The following is a 20,486-nucleotide window of genomic DNA, read 5'->3' as shown; positions in this document are numbered from 1 at the left end:
ATTGTGAATCGTTGTCTTATACACCTAAACTTTTTGGTGTAAAATTTATCTTAAAGCTTCAAATACCTTAAAAATATTATCTCATATAACACACAAATGGTGTGATTATATCGGAAAGATGGTATATAATTTATAATAAGAAATTAAGGATTTTCTTAACTGAGAAGTAATCCTATCGCATTCATTAAAATTACTAAGTCTAATCATAACGGGGGATTTTTTTGATAGAAGGACAAACATATCAATTTATTTATTGATAAACAAGTATTTGTAGTCAATAAAAAGTGGGTTTAAATATTTGATTTAAAGATTATTAAGTCTTTAATTTTTTCTACAACATAGACTCTGAATTATTTAATTAAAAAATCTAACTTGGTGAAAATTCATCTCACATTATCTCGATTTACTTTACTAGGGTTATAACTTATAATCCACTTTCTTTTAATAGTTTTGCAGCCTTTAAAAAAAAAAAATATGACGATTGGACGTGTAACAAATATTTTGACGATAAAATATTTGTCTTTAATTTAAGTTCAACGTTCTATTAAACACCTATCAGAATATGATTTCAATAGATAATTTGGCGGTTGAGTTTAGTGGAGACACGCTTTTTAGTGATGTGTCATTCGTAGTAAATGAAAACGACAAAATAGCCCTAATGGGTAAGAATGGTGCTGGTAAAAGTACTATGATGAAAATAATAGCAGGGGTTCAAAAACCTACACGAGGGAATGTACGTGCTCCAAAGGATACGGTAATTGCGTATTTACCTCAGCATTTATTAACGGAAGATAATTGCACTGTATTTGAAGAGGCGTCTAAAGCTTTCACTCAGATATTTGAGATGCGTGATGAAATAGACCGCCTTAATAAAGAACTCGAAACTCGAACAGATTACGAAAGTGATGAGTATATGAATATCATAACTAAAGTTGCAGAGTTAGGTGAAAAGTATTACGCGCTTGAAGAGATAAATTATGAAGCTGAGGTTGAAAAAGCGCTTCGTGGTTTAGGATTTAAAAGAAGTGATTTACATCGACAAACTTCAGAGTTTAGTGGTGGATGGCGTATGCGTATTGAACTTGCAAAACTCTTACTTCAAAAGCCAGATTTAATTCTATTAGATGAGCCAACAAACCACGTAGATATTGAGTCGGTTATTTGGTTAGAAGATTTCTTGCTGAATAAAGCAAAAGCGGTAATTGTTATATCCCACGACAAAACTTTTATCGATAATATTACAAACAGAACCATTGAGGTAACAATGGGACGTATTTACGACTATAAGGCCAATTACAGCCACTATTTACAATTACGTGCCGATAGACGTGCTCATCAAATAAAAGCATATGAGGAGCAACAAAAATTTATAGCAGAAACAAAACAGTTTATAGAACGTTTTAAAGGAACTTATTCAAAAACCAATCAAGTAAACTCTCGCGAACGAATGCTGGAAAAGCTTGAAATTATAGAGATAGACGATATCGATAATTCGGCCCTAGCTTTGCGTTTTCCACCTGCACAACGAAGTGGGGATTATCCTGTTATCGTTGAAGGGCTTACGAAAAAATATGGCGACCACGTGGTATTTCAAGATGCTAATATGAGTATTTCTCGAGGTCAGAAAGTAAGTTTTGTTGGAAGAAATGGTGAAGGAAAATCAACAATGATTAAAGCCATAATGGGCGAAATAGATTTTGAGGGAACTTGTGCTTTAGGTCACAACGCTAAGGTTGGATATTTTGCTCAAAATCAAGCAGCACTTTTAGATAAGGAACTTACTGTTTTTCAAACGGTAGATGAGGTTGCTAAAGGTGAAATTAGAACCCAAATTAAAAATATTCTCGGTCGCTTTATGTTTAGCGGTGATGATATCGATAAAAAAGTAGGCCTGCTTTCTGGAGGTGAAAAAACACGTTTAGCAATGGTGAAATTATTACTGGAACCCGTAAACGTTTTAATTCTCGATGAGCCTACAAACCACTTAGATTTAAAGTCGAAAGACGTTTTAAAAGAAGCCCTGCTTCAGTTTGATGGTACCTTAATTTTGGTTTCCCACGATCGTGATTTTCTTCAAGGTCTCTCTGAAAAGGTTTTTGAATTTAAAGACAAACGAGTAATCGAGCATTTTGAAAGTATTGACGATTTCCTTGAACGTAATAGAATTCAAAACTTAAAAGAAATCGATTTAAAAGCGTAAATTAATTCGTCTTATATTGTAGTCTGAATTCCTAATGCGGTATAATTGTTGTATTCTTTGTTTCACTCAAAAAAATAAATATCATGAAAAAACATATTTTAATATTCGCAGCACTGTTTTCTTTTGGATTTGCAAGCGTACAAGCTCAAGATAAGATCTCAAAAAATAAACTTTCTATTTCAGCCGAACAGAATAGTATAGAAGCTTTATTAAACTCCAAAAATTTTGAATTTATAGCAAATACGGCTTATCCTACAGGGGGAACTTCAAAAAACTTAGTTGGGAGTGATTACGCTATTATTTTTTCTCCAAAAATGGTAAAGAGTCATTTGCCATTTTATGGACGTGCATATAGCGGTATGAATATGAGTAAGGATAAAGGAATGCGTTTTAATGGCAAGCCACAGGATTTCAAAATAGAAAATAGCGACAAAGGATATCACGTGCAAACCAAAGTTGAAGACGATAACGATACTTTCTCAATATCAATTTCAGTGAGTAATTCTGGGTATGCTACGCTTACCATTAGTAGTAACAACAGAGGAACTATAAGTTATTACGGTGAAATTATTTCCGCGAAATAATTAAGAATTAATTCTTTACTCTTATAATTTATGAGTCTATTCAATAAAATACTTGGTAACGCAAGTGAGGTTTCTTCAGAAAAATTAACCGAAAAATACAGCCGACTATTAATAGAAGGAGAAGTTATAGAACTTGGTTTTAAGCTTTTTCGTGATGTCTTTATGTTTACAAATAAACGATTAATTCTAATTGATGTTCAAGGTGTAACTGGAAGCAAAGCAGAATTTAAATGCTTGCCTTATAAACATATATCTCGCTTTTCATTAGAGACAGCCGGAACATTCGATTTGGATGCAGAACTAAAAATTTGGATTTCAAGCGAAGACACGCCAACGGTAAGTAAGAAATTCAACAAGAGTATTGATATCTACGAAGTGCAAAAGTATTTAGCAACCAAGGTGTTGTAGTATTGTTTACATTCACATAATAGTGAAATTTTTATACCTTATAAAACTAACTCTTCAAACAATCTCTCTAAGGTAGCATCTAGGTCATTGCTAAATCCATTGTGAGGGCGTGAGGTTTGCAATGATGAACTTCGTTGTGCGGTAAGCCATCGAAATCTGTCGGAAGTTTCCCATTGTGCAACTGGCCCGCCTTGTTTTGCTCCCAAACAAATTTTCTCAAAAGCTTGGAGGTTGTCTTCAATCTCTTCAGCTTCAAGTTCGCAGGAAAAGGCTTTAAGTTTTTTAGTATCGATATGGTACTTGCAGTTCAAGTATTTTGCACCTTTACTGAAAAGTATAATACCTACATTCAAGAACTCCTCACGTTCAACGCGGGGTACCAAACGTATTACCGCATATTCATATAAGTGTTTTCCTGGCATCTTGAATTTGTTTTACAAAATTGTTTGCATTGTCTCTTCTCAGTACTAAAAATTGATAATATACATTTCTAATTTCCTCTGGATTCATATCAGTGCCTTCCCAATTTAGCCAATCTAAAGGGATAAGATTAGTGATTTCTAGTAGTTTGTCATCTGGGAAAAGAGAAATCATTTCACTGTTTATTTCTTCAACTTTAGTAGCTTGAGGTAATAAAACATGGTCTTTTATATATGGAAACGGACTCTGTGCCGCTTTTTTCCAATCGCCCCAAGAATGGTGAAAATAAAATGTTGCTCCGTGATCGATAAGCCACAGCTCTTTATGCCAAATAAGCATATTGGTGTTTTTTACCGTACGGTCTATATTGGTGATAAAAGCATCCAGCCAAACTATTTTTGAAGCTAGTTCCTCTTCAACTTCTGTAACTACAGGATCGAATGTTAAGGCACCTGAGAGAAAATGTAAAGCTAAATTTAGCCCTTGACTTCCTTTTAATAAATCTTGAATTTCTTCATCACCTTCACTACGTCCAAAAGCTTCATCTAGGTTTGCAAATACTAACTCAGGTACTCGTAATCCCATTGTTCTTGCAATTTCGCCACCTAACAATTCTGAGATTAATGCCTTAACACCATGTCCGGCGCCTCTAAACTTTAAAACGTATTTAAAATCGTCATCGGCTTCTGCCAATGCAGGTAACGAACCGCCTTCCCGAAGCGGGGTGATGTAGCGCGTAACGTTAACGGTGCGGAGTTCAATTTTATTCTTAGTCATCGCTTACAAAATTAGTGTTATTTGTGAATATGCTAGTAGAATACACAAGTGAAGTTATTATTGGGTGATTAAAATTTTACAAAACCTTGAACAACCAATGATAACAGATTTTAGAATCTTATTATTTCGAGAAGTCTCTTGTTGTTATTTTTGTTGAGAATTAAAAATTTAGATAGCAGATAATTTTACAGATTTTAATTTGTATTTTGCAATCATCCTAACATTTTAAAAGATAAAGTTATTGAATCTAACCATTGAAAACATTCTGCTTGTTGGCTCAATTCTACTTTTTATAAGTATTATAGCAGGTAAAACTTCGTATAAATTTGGCGTTCCAACCTTGGTACTTTTCTTGGGAATTGGAATGTTAGCAGGAGAAGATGGAATAGGAATTAGCTTTAACAATCCTCAAATAGCGCAGTTAATAGGAATTATTTCACTGAATTTTATTCTATTTTCTGGGGGGCTTGATACCGATTGGAAAGCTGTAAAACCCATTATGAAAGAAGGGTTTGCTCTTTCTACAATTGGGGTTTTTTTAACGGCTATTGGTTTAGGAACATTTGTTTATTACGTCACAGACTTTACAATATACGAAAGCTTGCTTTTAGGGAGTATAGTTTCCTCTACAGATGCAGCTGCAGTTTTTTCAATTTTAAGATCTAAAAACCTTGCGCTACGCGCCAATTTACGACCTACTCTTGAAATGGAGAGCGGAAGTAACGACCCAATGGCTTATGTGCTTACAATTGCATTTTTAGGCTTAGTGATGAATCAAGACCAAGGTTTGGTTTCGATGATTCCTTTGTTTTTTCAGCAGATGATTCTTGGAACAATTGCAGGTTTTGGCTTTGGGAAATTAAGTAAGATTATTATAAACAGAATAAAGTTAGACTTTGAAGGTCTTTACCCAGTGTTGGTAATAGCATTGATGTTTATCACTTTTTCGGTAACAGATTTTGTGGGAGGAAATGGCTTTTTAGCTATTTATATATGTGCTGTGTTTTTAGGAAACCAATATTTAATACACAAAAAGACTATTTTAAAAATGTACGACGGTCTAGCTTGGCTGATGCAAATAGTACTATTCTTGACCTTAGGGCTTTTGGTATTTCCTTCGCAAATTGTCCCGGTAATTGGTATCGGACTTGTAATATCATTGTTTCTGATTTTCGTTGCGCGACCAGTTGCAGTTTTTCTGAGCTTAATTCCATTTAAAATGAAATTGCGTAGGCGATTTTATATTTCGTGGGTTGGATTACGTGGAGCTGTGCCAATTGTGTTTGCTACCTATCCACTGTTAGCCGGAATCGACAAAGCAAATATGATGTTTAATATAGTGTTTTTTATTTCACTTACATCAATTTTAATTCAAGGAACTACGCTATCGGTAGTGGCAAAATGGTTGAATGTAAGTATTCCAAGTAGTCAAAAAATACTAACACCTTCCGAGAAGTTTTTAGAAGAACATCCTAAAACGGAAATGCGCGAAATTGGAATTGCTAATGGAAATAAAGTAGTTGGGAAGCAGATAGTAGATATAGAATTCCCTAAAACCGCTATTATCGCAATGATAAAAAGAGGAGATAAGTATATTACACCTAATGGAAATACTGTAATTGATGCAGATGATGTTCTTATCGTGCTTTCAGAAAATAAAAAAGGAATTAAAAAAGTGTTTAAAGCCTTAAATATTCGAGAGTTCTCAGCTGCGTAAACGAAATACGCATAGTTAAGTTTGAAACCAATAAATTATCGTAATTTTATGGTTGTAACAATTAAAGAAAACCTAGTTGAGCATTAAACAATTCTTCATATTAATTATTCTGTTTGGATTTTTTTCGGCTTGTGAAGAAACTACTGAAATAAGCTCTTTTAGCCCAAATCATTGGGAAGATCATTATATTGAAAATGAATTATTTTTACCGAAGAATGACTCGTTGCAAAACGGAAAAACTTATCTAAGTGTTTATTCTCACATTTATAGTATTTCATTAAAGAAAACTCAGAATCTTACGGCTATGATAAGTTTGAGAAATGTAAGTGAAACTGATACTGTTTTTATATCTAATGCCAATTATTACAATACCAATGGCGAACTGATTAGACAATATTTTAAAAAACCGATTTTTTTAAAACCACTTGAAACAGTAGAAATTGTAATTGATGAAGCCGATAATTATGGGGGTAGTGGGGCCAACTTTATTTTTGAATGGTCTTCTAAAATGACAACACCAGAACCAATATTTGAAGCTATAATGACATCGCTACGCGGCGCGCAAGGCTTAAGTTTTACAACAACAGGAAAAAGGATAGAGTAGTTCTCCTACTTGGTATCTTTTGTTAATCGATACCTATTTAATTATAGAAGTTTCTAGCTGATAACATTTTGTTTAGTTGTGTTTCTTTTCGTTATTTTTGAAGCAAAAGCTAAGAAAATGAAAATAGTAGTTTCCCCTGCAAAAACGCTGGATTTTGAATCTAAACTCCCAACCCCTCGTGCCACTCAACCACAATTTATAGAAGAAGCAGAGCTGATTAATAATAAACTTGAAAGAAAGAGCAAAAAGGCAATTGCTGATTTAATGAATATTAGTGATAAGCTTGCTGAACTAAACTACCAACGATATAAAGAATTTAATACTCCTTTCACGACAGAAAATGCTCGTCCTGCAGTTTATGCTTTCGCTGGTGATGTTTATACGGGCTTAGACGCTTATTCTATTCCACTAGAAAAACTCAATCTTTTACAAGACTCCCTCCGTATTCTTTCAGGAATGTATGGAGTTCTACGTCCTTTAGATTTAATGCAGCCTTATCGGTTAGAGATGGGGACAAAGTTTTCTCTAAATAGAAAAAAAGACCTATATGAGTTTTGGAAAAAAAAGCTTACTGAAACCTTAAACAAAGAATTAAAAGATGATGAGCTTTTTATCAATCTTGCAAGTGTTGAATATTTTAACGCCATAGACCAAAAAAAATTAAAAGTTCCAGTGATTTCTCCGGTTTTTAAAGATTTCAAAAATGGAAAGCTTAAAATAATATCCTTCTTTGCTAAAAAAGCTAGAGGTAGTATGGCTCGCTTCGCAATAGATAAAGAAGTAAAAACTCTAGAAGATTTAAAAGCTTTTGATTACGATGGTTATGGTTATAGCGAAGAATACACCGAAAAAGAGAATGAACCAGTTTTTATAAGGTAGCATTTTAAAATCCCTAAATTGAAAGTAGTAATCTAAATTCTACATTGCATTTGTTTCATCATATTCATCCATATCCTCCATTTATTCCTGAAACAGCAACGAAGTTGATTGTGGGTACGCTACCACCGCCACGTTTCACTACTGGGGAATTAAAAGAAGGCGATGTAGATTTTTGTTACGGAAGTCGTGATGGACAATTGTGGCTTATTTTAGACAAAATATTCAATTTAAATTTAAAATTCGAAAACACTGCTGAGGCTATAGAACAGCGTGAACGATTTCTTATAAATCGAGGAATTGGTGTTTGTGATATGGTAGCCTCAGCAAAACGAGAAAAGGTTGATGCGTCAGATATTGGAATGAGCGATGTAGAGCTACGTGATTTGGTAGTCATACTTCAGCAAAATCCAAAGGTCAATACCTTGCTTTTTACAGGGGGTAATAGTAAAAATGGGCCAGAATACTTCTTTAGAAGAAAATTAAAAGAGTACAATATTTCACTTAAGGTAATTTCAAACAAAATTCCTAGAATACATACTTTTCAATTGCCAAATAGCGGTAGGGAAATAAAAACAGTTTCTCTCATAGCTCCATCTGGAGCTGCAAATAGGGCTGTTGGTAGTCTTGCTTCTTATAAAAAAATGAAAGCAGATTTCCCCCAAAAAACTACAATAGATTTCCGCGTAGAACAGTATAGACCATTCTTCTAGTTTTTACAATTTACTTCATATAGATCAGTGAGCACATTAAATGTGGCTCATATACTGTTTTAGAGCCTATGATAAAATGTTAAACAAATTACATTCACACTGGGCTAATACAAATTTGATTTTAGTCGATATACTATACAATTTTCACAGTTTGAGTTTCTTGATTTTGTATGTATCTGTAAAGAAGATAGTTGCCTTATTTGTTAGAAAATCAGGCTAAATTATAAATAAAATTGCGGGTTGTTTAATATTTTAATTATGCTTTTAAGAATAATTTGTCAATTAATATAAAATGCTGTACATTTAACGTGATTTTAACTATTAACTTAAATTATGTTTTATGAAAAAAATTACCTTTTTAACCTTAATGGCATTATTTCTTACCTCCTTGGGGTGGCAAGCAAATGCCCAATATTGTGCTGCTGCAGGAAACAGTACCACATTTGAAAATATTACAAATGTTACCTTTGCGGGCATAAATAACACTACTACTGTTCATCCAGGATATAGCGATTTTACAAGTATGGTTGCAAGTCTTAGCCCTGGGGGAACTGAGCAATTATCAATCACCATAGATCCTGATGGTGGTGATTATTTATATGCATTTATCGATTGGAATCAAAATGGCATCTTAGACGATGCTGGTGAGGTATATAATATTGCCGGTCCTACTGGATCTAGTGGTCCACATACTTTAAATATAACAGTTCCTGCTTCTGCCTCACTTGGGGATACTCGTATGAGAATTAAGTTGAAATGGGGTTCTGCATCTCCTGGGCCTTGTGGTACTTTCTCTTATGGGGAAGTTGAAGATTACACTGTAAATGTTGGAAGCGTAGTTGGTAACCCACCTGTAATTTCTTGTCCTAGTGACATAACAGCATATACAGAATCTGGAGTTTGTACAGCTGCCGTAAATTTTAGTGATGCGATTGCGTTTGACACTGAAGATGGTGCGATTCCTACAACTCAAACTGCTGGTCCTGCTAGTGGAAGTGACTTCCCTATAGGGATAACTGTTGTTGAGTATTCTGCAACCGATAGTGATGGAAATACTGTTACTTGCCAATTTGAAGTTAATGTAATAGATGACGAAGCTCCTGTTGCGGTTTGTCAAGACATCACAATAGATCTTGATTCTGTAACTGGAATGGCTTCAATTACTGGTACAGATATAGATAATGGTTCTACCGATAATTGTGGAATTGCTTCTTATACTCTAGATATTTCAAGTTTCGATTGTTCAATGATTGGAGAAAATACGGTAACCCTAACGGTAACTGACAACTCAGGAAATTCATCAACCTGTACTGCTACCGTTACTGTTCAAGATACTACTGCACCAGAGGTTTTCTGTGTTGGAGGGTTTGGAAACTTTTCAGAGTCTGAAGATTTTGAATCGGCTTCTGTTCCTGCTGGATGGACAACTAATATAATTCTAGGTTCTCAAGATTGGACTTTCGGTTCAGGTGAAATGCCAACTGGGGGTGATTTCCCAACCAATGCTGCAATTTTTGATGACGACGCAGCGGGAAGTGAAGATAATATTGCAGAGTTAATTTCTCCAGTTTACGATTTAACAGGAGCAACCGCTGCAGATATTTCATTCGATTATGCACTACAAGATTTCGCAGGTTTAGGTTTATTGCGTGCTGAAGTTTGGGATGGAGCTGCTTGGCAAGAAGTTTTCTTGGCTGATAATGCAGATATCGATCCTACAAACACTGGGGCAATTGATGTAACTGCATATATAAACAATGCCTTCCAAGTTAAATTCACTTTTGATGACGAAACAGGATGGAATTGGGGTGCAGGTGTAGACAACTTCTTACTAAATTATCAAGCTGCTTCTGGTGGTGGATTAGATGTATATCTTGATGCCAATGGTATGGCAAGCATTGATCCTAGTGATCTTGTAACAGGTGTTACAGAGGCTTGTGGATACACAATTACCGCTGGAGGTGTTGGTGGAGGAGCTCAAGGTTCTTTAACAAGTCTATTTGCTTCTGGAAATAATGGAGCTATGGGTGGTGCTGTATATTTCGATATTACAGTTGGTCCAAGCGATTTAGATATTACAGAAATTGATATAAATACCGCAGACCCAGGCGCATTTACCATGGATGTTTATACTCTAGTAGGGACTTATGTTGGTAATGAGACCAATGCCGCTGCATGGGGAACAGCCGATGCGGTTGCTTCTGGTACAGGTGCAGGACAAAATGCTCCCTCTAATGCTGTATTAGATAATCCTATTACATTAAGTGCAAATACTACATACGGTATTGCATTGGTATTAGATGCTACTCATGGTCATTATTATACTAATGGTGACGGAAGTAATCAAAACTTCTCTAATGCCGATATGTCTATGTCTTTAGGGGCTGCCTCTAATACGCCTTTTACAACGCCAATTTTTGCACCAAGAGTGTTTAATGGTACTATTCATTATGTAACAGGTGGTGGTTCAGGTCTTGATTTTACATGTGCCGACCTAGGTGAGAACTTGGTAGAGGTTACTGTAACCGATTCTAGCGGAAATACTGCAACTTGTACAGCTGTAGTTAATGTAATTGATAACATCGCACCAGTAATTACCTGTGGTGTTGTACCTGTAACTACAGAATTGGAAGAATTTGAAGGATCAACTATACCTTCTGGATGGACAACTGAAGTGCTTAGTGGTACAGCAGATTGGGCTTTCGGATCTGGTGATATGCCTACAGGAGGAGATTTCCCTACAAACGCAGCAATCTTTAATGACGATGCAGCAGGTAGTGGTCAAGTAAACATGGCATCATTAATCTCTCCAGCATACGATATTTCAGGAGCTGTTACAGCATCTGTATCATTTGACTATGCATTGCAAGAATTCGCAGGTGATGGTACACTTACAGTAGATGTATACGATGGTGCAGCTTGGCAGCAAATTCTTTTTGTTGAGGTTGATACCGATCCTACAAACTCTGGTAGTATAGATGTTATGCCATACGCCAACGCCAATCTTCAAGTTCGTTTTACTTTTGACGATGAAGGCTCATGGGGATGGGGTGCTGGAGTTGATAACTTCGAGATTACTTACGAGACTTCTGCAACTGGTAACATGATAGATGTTGCTCTTGGTGCAGATGGAACGGCTACAATAGACCCTTATGCTTTACTTTCAAACATAGATGAAGCTTGTGGAATAGATACTATAGCAACTGATGTAACAACTGTAACTTGCGCAGATATAGGAACTACAGTAATGGTAACTGTATTTGTAAGTGACGCAAGCGGAAACGTTGCTTCATGTGTAGCAGAAGTGAATGTTGTTGATTTATTAGGACCAGAAATTACTTGTCCTGCAGATCAAACAGTTGATCCTGGTGTTGGAAATTTATATTATATCGTTCCAGATTACTTTGCAACAGGAGAAGCTACTGCAATGGATAATTGTACAGACCCTGTTACTATTACTTCGCAAGATCCAGCTCCTGGAGCCGCCTTGCCAGATGGAGTACATACAATTACTTTAACTGCAACAGATGAATATGGAAATTCTTCTACTTGTAGCTTCGAACTTACTGTTGAAACTGTGCTTGGTGCAAATGAAAACTCTTTAGAAACTGGAGTTACATTGTATCCTAACCCAGCTAGCACAATGGTAAACCTTGTTAATAAAACCAATATTGCTCTTGAGTCGATGACAATTTTCGATGTGAGTGGTAAAATGGTTAGCGAGATAAACCTAAGCGCTATGCAAGGGGAGAAAGCAGTTGATATTTCGACTCTTGCTACAGGAGTGTATGTTGTTCAAATTGTTGGTGACAACGTAAGTACTGTTAAACGATTGATAGTAGAATAATTCAAACTATAAAATAACCAATCAAAAAAAAGGAGACCCCTTCAGCTTTTGCTGAAGGGGTTTTCAATTTTGTTGCGAAAGGTTATTACGTATCTTTACAGTTATATTTTAAAAAATCAACATAATGAAAAAAGTTATTCCGTTTCTTACCCTAGCGTTGCTAGTGGTAGGTTGTAACAATTCTAAAGAGAAAGAGAATAAGAGTAAAAGCGAGGATGAAATGAGTACAGAAAATCCATTATTTTCTGAAAGCACCTTGCCTTATGGTGCTCCAGATTTTTCAAAGTTAAATGACCATCACTATAAGCCAGCGTTGCTTAAGGGTATAGAAGAACAAAAAAATGCAGTGCAGGCCATAGCAAATTCTGAAGAGGAACCTACTTTTGAAAATACAGTTCTGGCACTGGAAAAAAGTGGAGAATTGTTAGAAAGAGCTTCACAAGTGTTTTATGCGCTAACAGGTTCGCATACTAACGAAACCTTACAAGCTATTCAAGAAGAAATGGCTCCAAAATTTGCAGCGCAAAACGATATGATTTATCTAAACGATAAATTATTTCAACGTTTTAAAACTTTATACGATAAAAGAGAGTCATTAAATTTAGATGCTGAGTCGTTAAAGCTTTTAGAAGTATACTATGAGAATTTTGAAATAGCAGGAGCAAATCTTTCTTCGGAAGATAAGGAGAAACTAAAGCAGTATAACGAAAAAATAGCAACACTTACTAATAAGTTTGGTAAAGTGCTTTTAGATGCTAACAATGCAGGTGCAGTTATTTTTACGAATAAAGAAGAGTTGGCTGGATTAGATGAAGATTATCTTAAGTCGATTGAAAATGAGGATGGAAAAGGTTGGACAGTAGCTTTATTAAATACTACCCAACAGCCGCTATTGTCGTCTTTGGAAAATAGAGCAACACGTGAAAAATTATTTAAGGCTGCATTCCACAGAGCAGATCAAGGAGCAAATAACACTAGCGATATAATTAAAGAATTAGTTGAGGTTCGCGCTCAAAAGGCAAAACTTTTAGGATTTAACAACTATGCTGAATGGAGTCTTCAGAAAACAATGGCAAAAAGTCCAGCAACAATTAATAAGTTTTTTGAGGGGTTAATAGCTGCTGCAACTGCAAAAGCTCAAGTTGAGTCTGATGAAATTCAAAAAATGATTAAATCTAAAGGTGGAGATTTCACTTTAGAACCTTGGGATTGGAATTATTATGCTGAAATGGTTCGTAAAGAAAAATACGACCTAGACGAGAATCAGATTAAGCCTTATTTCGAAATGTATAACGTGTTGGAGAACGGTGTTTTCTATGCTGCAAACAAACTTTATGGAATTACACATAAAGAAAGAACCGACATTCCTGTGTATCACGAGGATGTAAAGGTTTATGAGTTATTCGAAGAAAATGGTGACCAACTAGGACTGTTTTATGTAGATTATTTTGCTCGTCCTAGCAAAAGAGGAGGAGCTTGGATGTCTAATTTTGTAACACAATCTAAGCTATACAACAAAAAGCCAGTAATTTATAATGTATGTAATTATCCAAAACCAGCTGGAAATGAACCTGCACTATTAACTTACGATGAGGTAGAGACTATGTTCCACGAATTCGGTCACGCGCTTCACGGGTTTTTTGCAGCCCAACAATACCCTTCACTTTCAGGAACAGCAGTTGCTCGCGATTTTGTTGAGTTTCCATCACAGTTCAATGAAAACTGGGCCTTATATCCAGAAATTTTGAAAAACTATGCAGTGCATTATAAAACAGGAGAAAAGATTCCACAGGAACTAATTGATAAAATTAAAAATTCTGGCACTTTTAATCAGGGCTATAGTCTTACAGAAAACTTAGCAGCTTCTAATTTAGATATGCAGTGGCATACTATTCCAGCTGATAAAAAGATAGAAGATGTTGCTAAATTTGAAAAAGACGCTTTAAATAGAACTAAATTGGATGTAGTTCACGCTGTGCCTCCTAGATACCGTTCAACGTATTTTGCACACGTTTTTGCTGGAGGTTACGCTGCAGGTTACTATTCGTATTCTTGGACCGAAATGCTACACCACGATGCTTACAATTGGTTTGAAGAGAATGGAGGGATGACACGTGAAAACGGGCAGCGCTTTAGAGATATGGTATTGTCTAGAGGAAATACTATGGAGCTTGAATCAATGTACAAAGCTTGGAGAGGAAGTGATCCAAAAATAGAGCCTATGCTAAAAGCTAGAGGGCTGAAATAAGTAGGGTACTTTGAAGTATTCCAATATCTCTCAAAGTAAGCATTAACCACAAACCGTTTATTTGTGGTATAGAAATTAAAAGCCCCCAACGAAAGTTGGGGGCTTTTAATTTTAAAAAAATTTGTGGTAATTACCCTAGGCTTATTATTTTCTCTTCTTAGATTTCTTATTTCCTTTTTTAGGGTGAACAAGTTTCATTTCATCAATAAGATTTGTTGCTCCTGCATACTTATCTACTATAAATAATACGTAGCGAATATCAACCATAATGTTTCTTGAAAGAGAAGGGTCGTAATAGTAATCACTCATTGTACCCTCCCAAACACGGTCGAAGTTTAGGCCGATTAGGTTTCCGTGTGCGTCGATAGCAGGGCTACCGCTATTTCCACCTGTAGTGTGGTTGGTACCGATAAAGTTTACAGGCATTTTTCCATTTTCAGCATATTGGCCGTAATCTTTAGCTTCGTATAAATCTATTAATTTTTGAGGTACATCAAACTCATAATCTCCTGGAATGTATTTTTGCATAACACCTTCAAGATGTGTTACTGGCTCGTAATAAACAGCATCAGCAGGAGAGTAACCTGCTACTTTTCCGTAAGTAACACGTAGTGTCCCATTTGCGTTAGGAAAAATTCGATCTTCTTTTGGGCTTAGTTCAATCAACGCTTTCATATAGTCACGTTGTAATCCAGTAATGTTTAGCTGAATTTCTTCATATTTAGGAGCGATTTTTTCGAAATATGCTTCTGCCATATCCTTCACAACTTTAAAACCTGGGTCGTTGTTAAGATTTGAAATTACAGTTTCGGCGTCACCTTCTAATAGTTTCTTCAATGAGTCGTAATCTACAAAAGCAGACTTACTATAAACCTCTTCAGTTAGTGCTTTTGAATCAATGTTATTAAATGAAGCAGGTAAAAACTCCTGTGGAACTTTATCGGCATAGATAGCAATTAAAGCTTCAAAAACCTCTTTGTCAACTTTTGCACTGTAGTCTTTATAATGGCCAGACATTCTCTCTACCATATTATCTCTTCTATCTTCAAAAGACTGAGCCCCTCTAGCATCATATACTTGAGTGAGCTGATAAGCTTGAAATCCAGTGCGAAGTAACTCCACATTTCTTAAAACCGTTTCAAAGAAATACTCACGAGCTAAAGTGTAAGGTTCAATTTCGGCGTAATACTTCTCAAATTGGGGTAGCAAATTTCCGTATTCATTTTGCTTTCCTTTTTTGTTTATTTGATTAGTAAGCGCTTTTTCTTGTTTCTGTTTAATACCAACGGCATTACTTTTTGTCAATCCAAGTGTTTCCCCTTGCCACTTTTTCCAATAGTTTGCGATACGTGCAAACTTTGATGCATATTGAATTTTAATTTGTGGGTCGGCACGCATATATTTATCCTGTACAGCTAAGGCAGCATCGCGAATTGCAATACGAGCAGGGTTTACCGTATTTATAATTTGTTCAATAGCTACTGAGGGTAAATATTCGTCGGTTGTTCCTGGAAATCCAAACACCATTGTGAAATCGTTTTCAGCTACTCCGTCTAATGAAATTGGAAGGAAGTGTTTTGGAGTATAAGGTACATTGTCTTCCGAATATTCTGCTGGACGATTGTTCTTGTCTGCATAAATTCTGAAAAGTGCAAAATCACCTGTATGGCGTGGCCAAATCCAGTTGTCGGTATCGCTACCAAATTTTCCGATAGAAGAAGGAGGGGTTCCTACGAGGCGAACGTCCTTAAAAGTTTCAACTACAAATAGCATGTATTGGTTTCCTTCAAAGAATGTACGCACTCGGTTTTCTTGCCAAGCTTCTTTCGGAAAGCTTTTTGAAACTTGAGCGATGTTTTCTTCTATTTTTTTCTGCTTATCGGCTTCAGGCATTGATTCTGTCACACCGTTCATTACTTGAGTGGTAACATCTTCAATTTTAATTATAAAAGTTGCTGTTACTCCTGGGTTTGGCAATTCTTCTTTCAAGTTCATTGCCCAGAAACCGTTTTCTAAATAATCGTTTTCGAGTGTTGAATGACTTTGAATTTGCGAATAACCGCAATGATGGTTAGTTAGTAAAAGTCCTTGGTTACTAATAACTTCAGAAGTACAACCACCATTAAAATGTGGTACCGCATCTTTTAAGCTAGCGTTGTTTACATCGTAAATATCTTGGGCAGACATTTTCATTCCAAGATTTTTCATTTCAGACTCATTCATTCCTTCTAAGAGCGAAGGAATCCACATTCCTCCTTGCTGCGCAAAGAGAGGGACGGATAAAAAGATAAAAAGTACACGTAATAATTTCATAGAATAATTTTTAAAGAATAATTGTCTGCAAGATAAGAATACCATGACAATTTTGAAGATTTTTAAGTGCGATAACTTATTTAACCTTCATTTTGGCTCCATATTTCATTGATAAACATTAGGGTATATAAGTCGTTTTACATTTTTGAAAATCTCATGTTTTGTAATAATTCACAATGAAATTTTAATTAGTTTTGCGCCACGTTTGGTTTGTTGCTGAAAAATTTCAGCACAATTAAAAGGGAATCAGGAAAAGTGAATTTTTGTACTTAATAAAAGCCTGAGCTGTTCCCGCAACTGTAAGCTTAGTCCCAAGATTGGGACGTCTGTAATTAAAACTTCAAAATCCACTGTTGGTGAACCAATGGGAAGGAAAATTACAGGACGCGAGCCAGGAGACCTGCCAAATGCCTAATAACTTAAAACAATGGCTTTCGGGTAAAAAGCTTCAGGTTTATGAAAGATTACTGCTGTAAACTAATTATTTGTATTACTATCCATTTTCTGAGATTCGCTCAGAGAAACGGCATAACTGTATTTAAATATTTTCTTCAGCAAATTTATCCTAAGTTATTGTTGTCACTGCTTTCTACCAACCTAAGGTGTACAAAATATCACTATAAATGTTTTCAAGATAAACACTTAGATATAATCAAATTAATCAACCTAAATGTGTTTAAAAACTCCTGTTTAGGTTTTTGTAAATCAAAGCAAATCAGTAGTGATTTAAACTTGATTTGTAATTCAAGTGCGTGATCATTGGTAGACTAAATCTCAAATAAATTCAATTCTAAATAAATTTTATAAAAAAGTGAACATGAAAAATTATTACAACAACTTACTAACCGTAGCGGCTACATTATTATTTTGTATTTGTAGTTATTCTCAAAATTATGAAGATGGAATATTTATCTTAAATGAAGGAATGATAGGAACCGAAACAGCATCAGTTTCATTTCTAAATTCAAATGGTGCATTAGAAAATAATGTTTTTTCAAATCAAAACATGGGTATGGCATTAGGTGATACTGGTCAAGGAATGGGGTTTACAGAGGATTTTGCTTATGTCGTTTTAAATTATAGTAATGAGGTTAAAGTGATGAATAGAACAACTTTTGAAATGGCTGCTAGCATCACAGACCAAATGGTTTATCCTCGAAATATTGCCTTTTCAGGTGACAAAGGATATGTCACAAATTGGGGTAATCCAGGAGATGATTCCGACGATTTCGTTGCTGTTATAGATTTAACTACAAATGAAGTTACTTCAACAATTCCTGTTGCTGAAGGGCCAGAAGAAATAGTTGAGAAAAATGGTGTTCTATTTGTTGCGCATCAAGGAGGCTATGGTTTTGGGAATTCTATTTCAATTATTGATGCTGCTACTAACGAGGTTACTGAGGTAGCTGTGGGCGATGTGCCTTCAGCCTTACGCGTTGATGATGACTTCCTTTATGTTCTTTGCACCGGAAATCCAAGTTATTCAGGAAATGAAACATCTGGAAAGATTGTAAAAATTAGCCTAAACGATTATCAGAACACTACAGAATTCACATTTCCTGGTTTAGATCATCCAGAATTTCTAGGTCTAGATGCTACTGATCTTTATTATGTATTAAATAGAAATATCTACAAAATGTCATTGACGGATACTGAACTTCCAGTTCAGCCATTTATTATTACATCTTCAAACAACGTTCTAATTCCTTATGGGTTTAATAAGATAGCTGATAAGTTGTATTTAACCGATGCCGTAAATTATGTGAATGATGGGAAAGTTTATATCTATAATGAAGATGGAAGTTTTGAAACAGAATACACTGTAGGCCAATTACCAAATGGAGTATATAAATATGAAGCCCAAACAGCATCGGTGTTAGATTTTGTAGCGAATAACATCGCGATCTACCCTAATCCTGCGACAGATGGTTTCAACCTCAATATTAATGGAAATGCAAAATTTTCAATTTACGATACATCAGGAAGAATGGTAAAAGCTGGAGTTTATAGCAATGAAACAGTAAAAGTAAACGACTTAAAAGCTGGAGTTTACTTAGTGCAAATAGCTTTTGAAGGAAATATTTCGACAGAGAAATTGATTGTAGAATGAGAGTATTTTTCTTCTTATTTCTTATAACCTCTTGTTCGCTGCAGTCGCAAAGTTATGCGCCTGCAGCTGGCCAAGTTGGGTCAACAGCCATTGCAGCGGATAGTGCTCTTTTTGTTTCTTGGGCAACAGGTGTTAGTATTGAAAGAGGTTATGTAGATATTTCGAATCCGGATTATCAGGCTAACGGTAGTAACTTTACAACTTATGGTGAGCCCGATAATGCAATAGGTCCTGCCACAAATAGTGCGGTAAGCTTGGGAGATGGTGGGCAAGCCATATTAACTTTTGATAGCCCCATAAAAGATGGTCCCGGCTTTGATTTTGCTGTTTTTGAAAATAGTTTTAGTGATTTTTATTTGGAATTAGCTTTTGTTGAAGTAAGCTCCAACGGAATTGATTTTTTTAGATTTCCTTCTCATAGCCAAACTCAAACAGAGATTCAAGTGGAAGGGTTTGATGAATTAGATCCTACCTATATAAATAACCTAGCAGGTAAATATCGGGCGATGTTTGGAACTCCATTCGACCTTGCGGAATTACAAGAAGATCCCCTACTTGATAAAAATAATATTACTCATATTAAGATAATAGATGTTGTGGGAAGTCTAAATTCTAATTATGCAAGTTATGATAGTCATGGAAATATTATAAACGATCCTTTTACAACCCCATTTCATTCAGGTGGGTTTGATCTGGATGCTGTAGGTGTTATAAATGAACAGCTTTTAGGTGTAGAGGAAAAAGAAAGTAAGAAGTTTCAGGTATATCCTAATCCTGCGGTTACACAACTTTTTATCAGAAACTCAAATTCTTCTCAAGCTAAAGTTTATGATATGGGTGGGCGTTTGGTTTGTTCTAAACAATTAAATAAAGATGATTTTATCGATGTTTCCAACCTTTCAAATGGGGTATATGTATTAATGTTGATTTTTAATGATACTGTTAGTCAGCATCGTTTCCTGAAACAATAAACCTGTTAATCTTGATTGAATAGGAAGCTAGATTGCTTTTTAAACCAAATGTGGAGAAATTAAATATGTGAAGTTTTGCTTAAAACACTACTTCTCGCAGCCAAATCAAACTTTGAATTGTCAATATTATATCCTTAATGTTAAGTTTATGATAATTAAGGCATAAGGAAATGTTATGTAGGGTAAATCTAAAATTATTCGTGTTAATTTTATTACCGAAATTAAAACTAACAAATTAAATGCTATGAATAGGATAGATATACTTCGCAGTACAACTGAAAGTTTGATAGCTCAATTAAACTTACAGCTAAAGTTATCCAAAAATGAAACACTTGATGAAAATCATAATAAATCGAAATCTACAGTAGGAGCCAGGAATAAGAAAAAAAATAAAACTGTAAATAAGAAAAAATCTAAAAATATACGATATACATTTTAGTTTAAGACACTATCCCGCTAAGTGTGTAAGTTTAAAATAACAGGGGTTGGACTTTTTTAAAGTCTGACCCTTTTTTCATAGATCGTTAGGAACTGATTTAAAATAATACCCCAATTCCTGATAGGCATAGTCCATTTTTTGGTTGCTTCACGCACTGACAAATATACTGATTTCATTACGGCATCGTCTGTTGGGAAAGAAAGTTTGTTCTTGGTATACTTTCTTATCTTCCCGTTCAGGTTCTCGATAAGGTTTGTTG

Annotated in this window: 16 protein-coding genes and 1 riboswitch; of the genes, 12 read left to right on the top strand and 4 right to left on the bottom strand. The window is 35.2% G+C overall.

The genetic code is table 11. The features are described 5' to 3' along the window. The first annotated feature begins 562 nt into the window (after window positions 1-562). The 3 genes from H4O20_RS06840 to H4O20_RS06830 all read left to right on the top strand — a co-directional run bounded on the left by H4O20_RS06840 (window position 563) and on the right by H4O20_RS06830 (window position 3,192). Window positions 563-2,200: an ABC-F family ATP-binding cassette domain-containing protein gene (locus H4O20_RS06840; protein WP_185098711.1), complete on the top strand. Its 1,638-nt coding sequence runs from the start codon at window positions 563-565 to the stop codon at window positions 2,198-2,200. A gap of 83 nt (window positions 2,201-2,283) precedes the next feature. Further along, the gene (locus tag H4O20_RS06835) at window positions 2,284-2,784 is read left to right on the top strand and encodes a DUF4251 domain-containing protein (protein ID WP_185098710.1); all 501 of its coding nucleotides are present in this window, start codon (window positions 2,284-2,286) and stop codon (window positions 2,782-2,784) included. Between the two features lie 30 nt (window positions 2,785-2,814). Then, window positions 2,815-3,192, top strand: a complete 378-nt coding sequence (locus H4O20_RS06830) for a PH domain-containing protein (protein WP_139856362.1) — start codon at window positions 2,815-2,817, stop codon at window positions 3,190-3,192. Between the two features lie 38 nt (window positions 3,193-3,230). Here the strand turns inward: H4O20_RS06830 and H4O20_RS06825 are convergent, their stop codons facing one another. Both H4O20_RS06825 and H4O20_RS06820 read right to left on the bottom strand, forming a co-directional pair. Further along, entirely contained in the window at window positions 3,231-3,614 is a 384-nt protein-coding gene (locus H4O20_RS06825; protein ID WP_185098709.1) for a DUF3037 domain-containing protein, read from the bottom strand. Then, complete coding sequence (locus H4O20_RS06820) at window positions 3,592-4,389, bottom strand: HipA family kinase (RefSeq protein ID WP_185098708.1); 798 nt, start codon at window positions 4,387-4,389, stop codon at window positions 3,592-3,594. The genes H4O20_RS06825 and H4O20_RS06820 overlap by 23 nt, the downstream gene beginning before the upstream one ends. A gap of 241 nt (window positions 4,390-4,630) precedes the next feature. Here H4O20_RS06820 and H4O20_RS06815 point away from each other — a divergent pair, with 241 nt between their 5' ends. The 6 genes from H4O20_RS06815 to H4O20_RS06790 all read left to right on the top strand — a co-directional run bounded on the left by H4O20_RS06815 (window position 4,631) and on the right by H4O20_RS06790 (window position 14,394). Beyond that, entirely contained in the window at window positions 4,631-6,106 is a 1,476-nt protein-coding gene (locus H4O20_RS06815) for a potassium/proton antiporter (RefSeq protein ID WP_185098707.1), read from the top strand. 76 nt (window positions 6,107-6,182) lie between these two features. Next, on the top strand, window positions 6,183-6,710 hold the full coding sequence (locus tag H4O20_RS06810; protein ID WP_221442760.1) for a DUF3124 domain-containing protein: 528 nt from the start codon (window positions 6,183-6,185) through the stop codon (window positions 6,708-6,710). 117 nt (window positions 6,711-6,827) lie between these two features. Further along, a complete protein-coding gene (gene yaaA, locus H4O20_RS06805) occupies window positions 6,828-7,589 on the top strand; it encodes a peroxide stress protein YaaA (protein ID WP_185098706.1) in 762 nt (253 codons plus the stop codon). Between the two features lie 50 nt (window positions 7,590-7,639). After that, window positions 7,640-8,299: a uracil-DNA glycosylase family protein gene (locus tag H4O20_RS06800; RefSeq protein WP_185098705.1), complete on the top strand. Its 660-nt coding sequence runs from the start codon at window positions 7,640-7,642 to the stop codon at window positions 8,297-8,299. A gap of 340 nt (window positions 8,300-8,639) precedes the next feature. Continuing rightward, window positions 8,640-12,146 carry an HYR domain-containing protein gene (locus H4O20_RS06795; RefSeq protein ID WP_185098704.1) on the top strand — a complete coding sequence of 1,169 codons (3,507 nt, stop codon included), beginning with the start codon at window positions 8,640-8,642 and terminating at the stop codon, window positions 12,144-12,146. Window positions 12,147-12,270: 124 nt separating this feature from the next. After that, a complete protein-coding gene (locus tag H4O20_RS06790) occupies window positions 12,271-14,394 on the top strand; it encodes a M3 family metallopeptidase (protein WP_185098703.1) in 2,124 nt (707 codons plus the stop codon). Between the two features lie 144 nt (window positions 14,395-14,538). On the opposite strand, the gene H4O20_RS06785 is transcribed toward H4O20_RS06790, so the two are convergent. After that, window positions 14,539-16,707 carry a S46 family peptidase gene (locus tag H4O20_RS06785; RefSeq protein ID WP_185098702.1) on the bottom strand — a complete coding sequence of 723 codons (2,169 nt, stop codon included), beginning with the start codon at window positions 16,705-16,707 and terminating at the stop codon, window positions 14,539-14,541. A 189-nt stretch (window positions 16,708-16,896) separates the two neighbouring features. Beyond that, window positions 16,897-17,130, top strand: a riboswitch (cobalamin riboswitch). Window positions 17,131-17,524: 394 nt separating this feature from the next. Here H4O20_RS06785 and H4O20_RS06780 point away from each other — a divergent pair. The 3 genes from H4O20_RS06780 (at window position 17,525) to H4O20_RS06770 (ending at window position 20,227) form a co-directional block, all read left to right on the top strand. Next, window positions 17,525-18,817, top strand: a complete 1,293-nt coding sequence (locus H4O20_RS06780) for a DUF5074 domain-containing protein (protein WP_185098701.1) — start codon at window positions 17,525-17,527, stop codon at window positions 18,815-18,817. After that, complete coding sequence (locus tag H4O20_RS06775) at window positions 18,814-19,788, top strand: T9SS type A sorting domain-containing protein (protein ID WP_185098700.1); 975 nt, start codon at window positions 18,814-18,816, stop codon at window positions 19,786-19,788. The genes H4O20_RS06780 and H4O20_RS06775 overlap by 4 nt, the downstream gene beginning before the upstream one ends. A 244-nt stretch (window positions 19,789-20,032) precedes the next feature. Next, entirely contained in the window at window positions 20,033-20,227 is a 195-nt protein-coding gene (locus H4O20_RS06770; RefSeq protein WP_139856351.1) for a hypothetical protein, read from the top strand. Between the two features lie 56 nt (window positions 20,228-20,283). On the opposite strand, the gene H4O20_RS06765 is transcribed toward H4O20_RS06770, so the two are convergent. Next, the coding region (locus H4O20_RS06765) for a transposase (protein WP_185098280.1) at window positions 20,284-20,486 on the bottom strand (203 nt) is incomplete at its 5' end.

Origin of the sequence: Aequorivita sp. 609, from assembly GCF_014212065.1 — a bacterium.
In the GTDB taxonomy this organism is placed as follows: Bacteria; Bacteroidota; Bacteroidia; order Flavobacteriales; family Flavobacteriaceae; genus Aequorivita; species Aequorivita sinensis.
The sequence above is the reverse complement of the archived record's forward strand: the minus strand, read 5'-3'. Positions and strand labels throughout refer to the sequence as shown.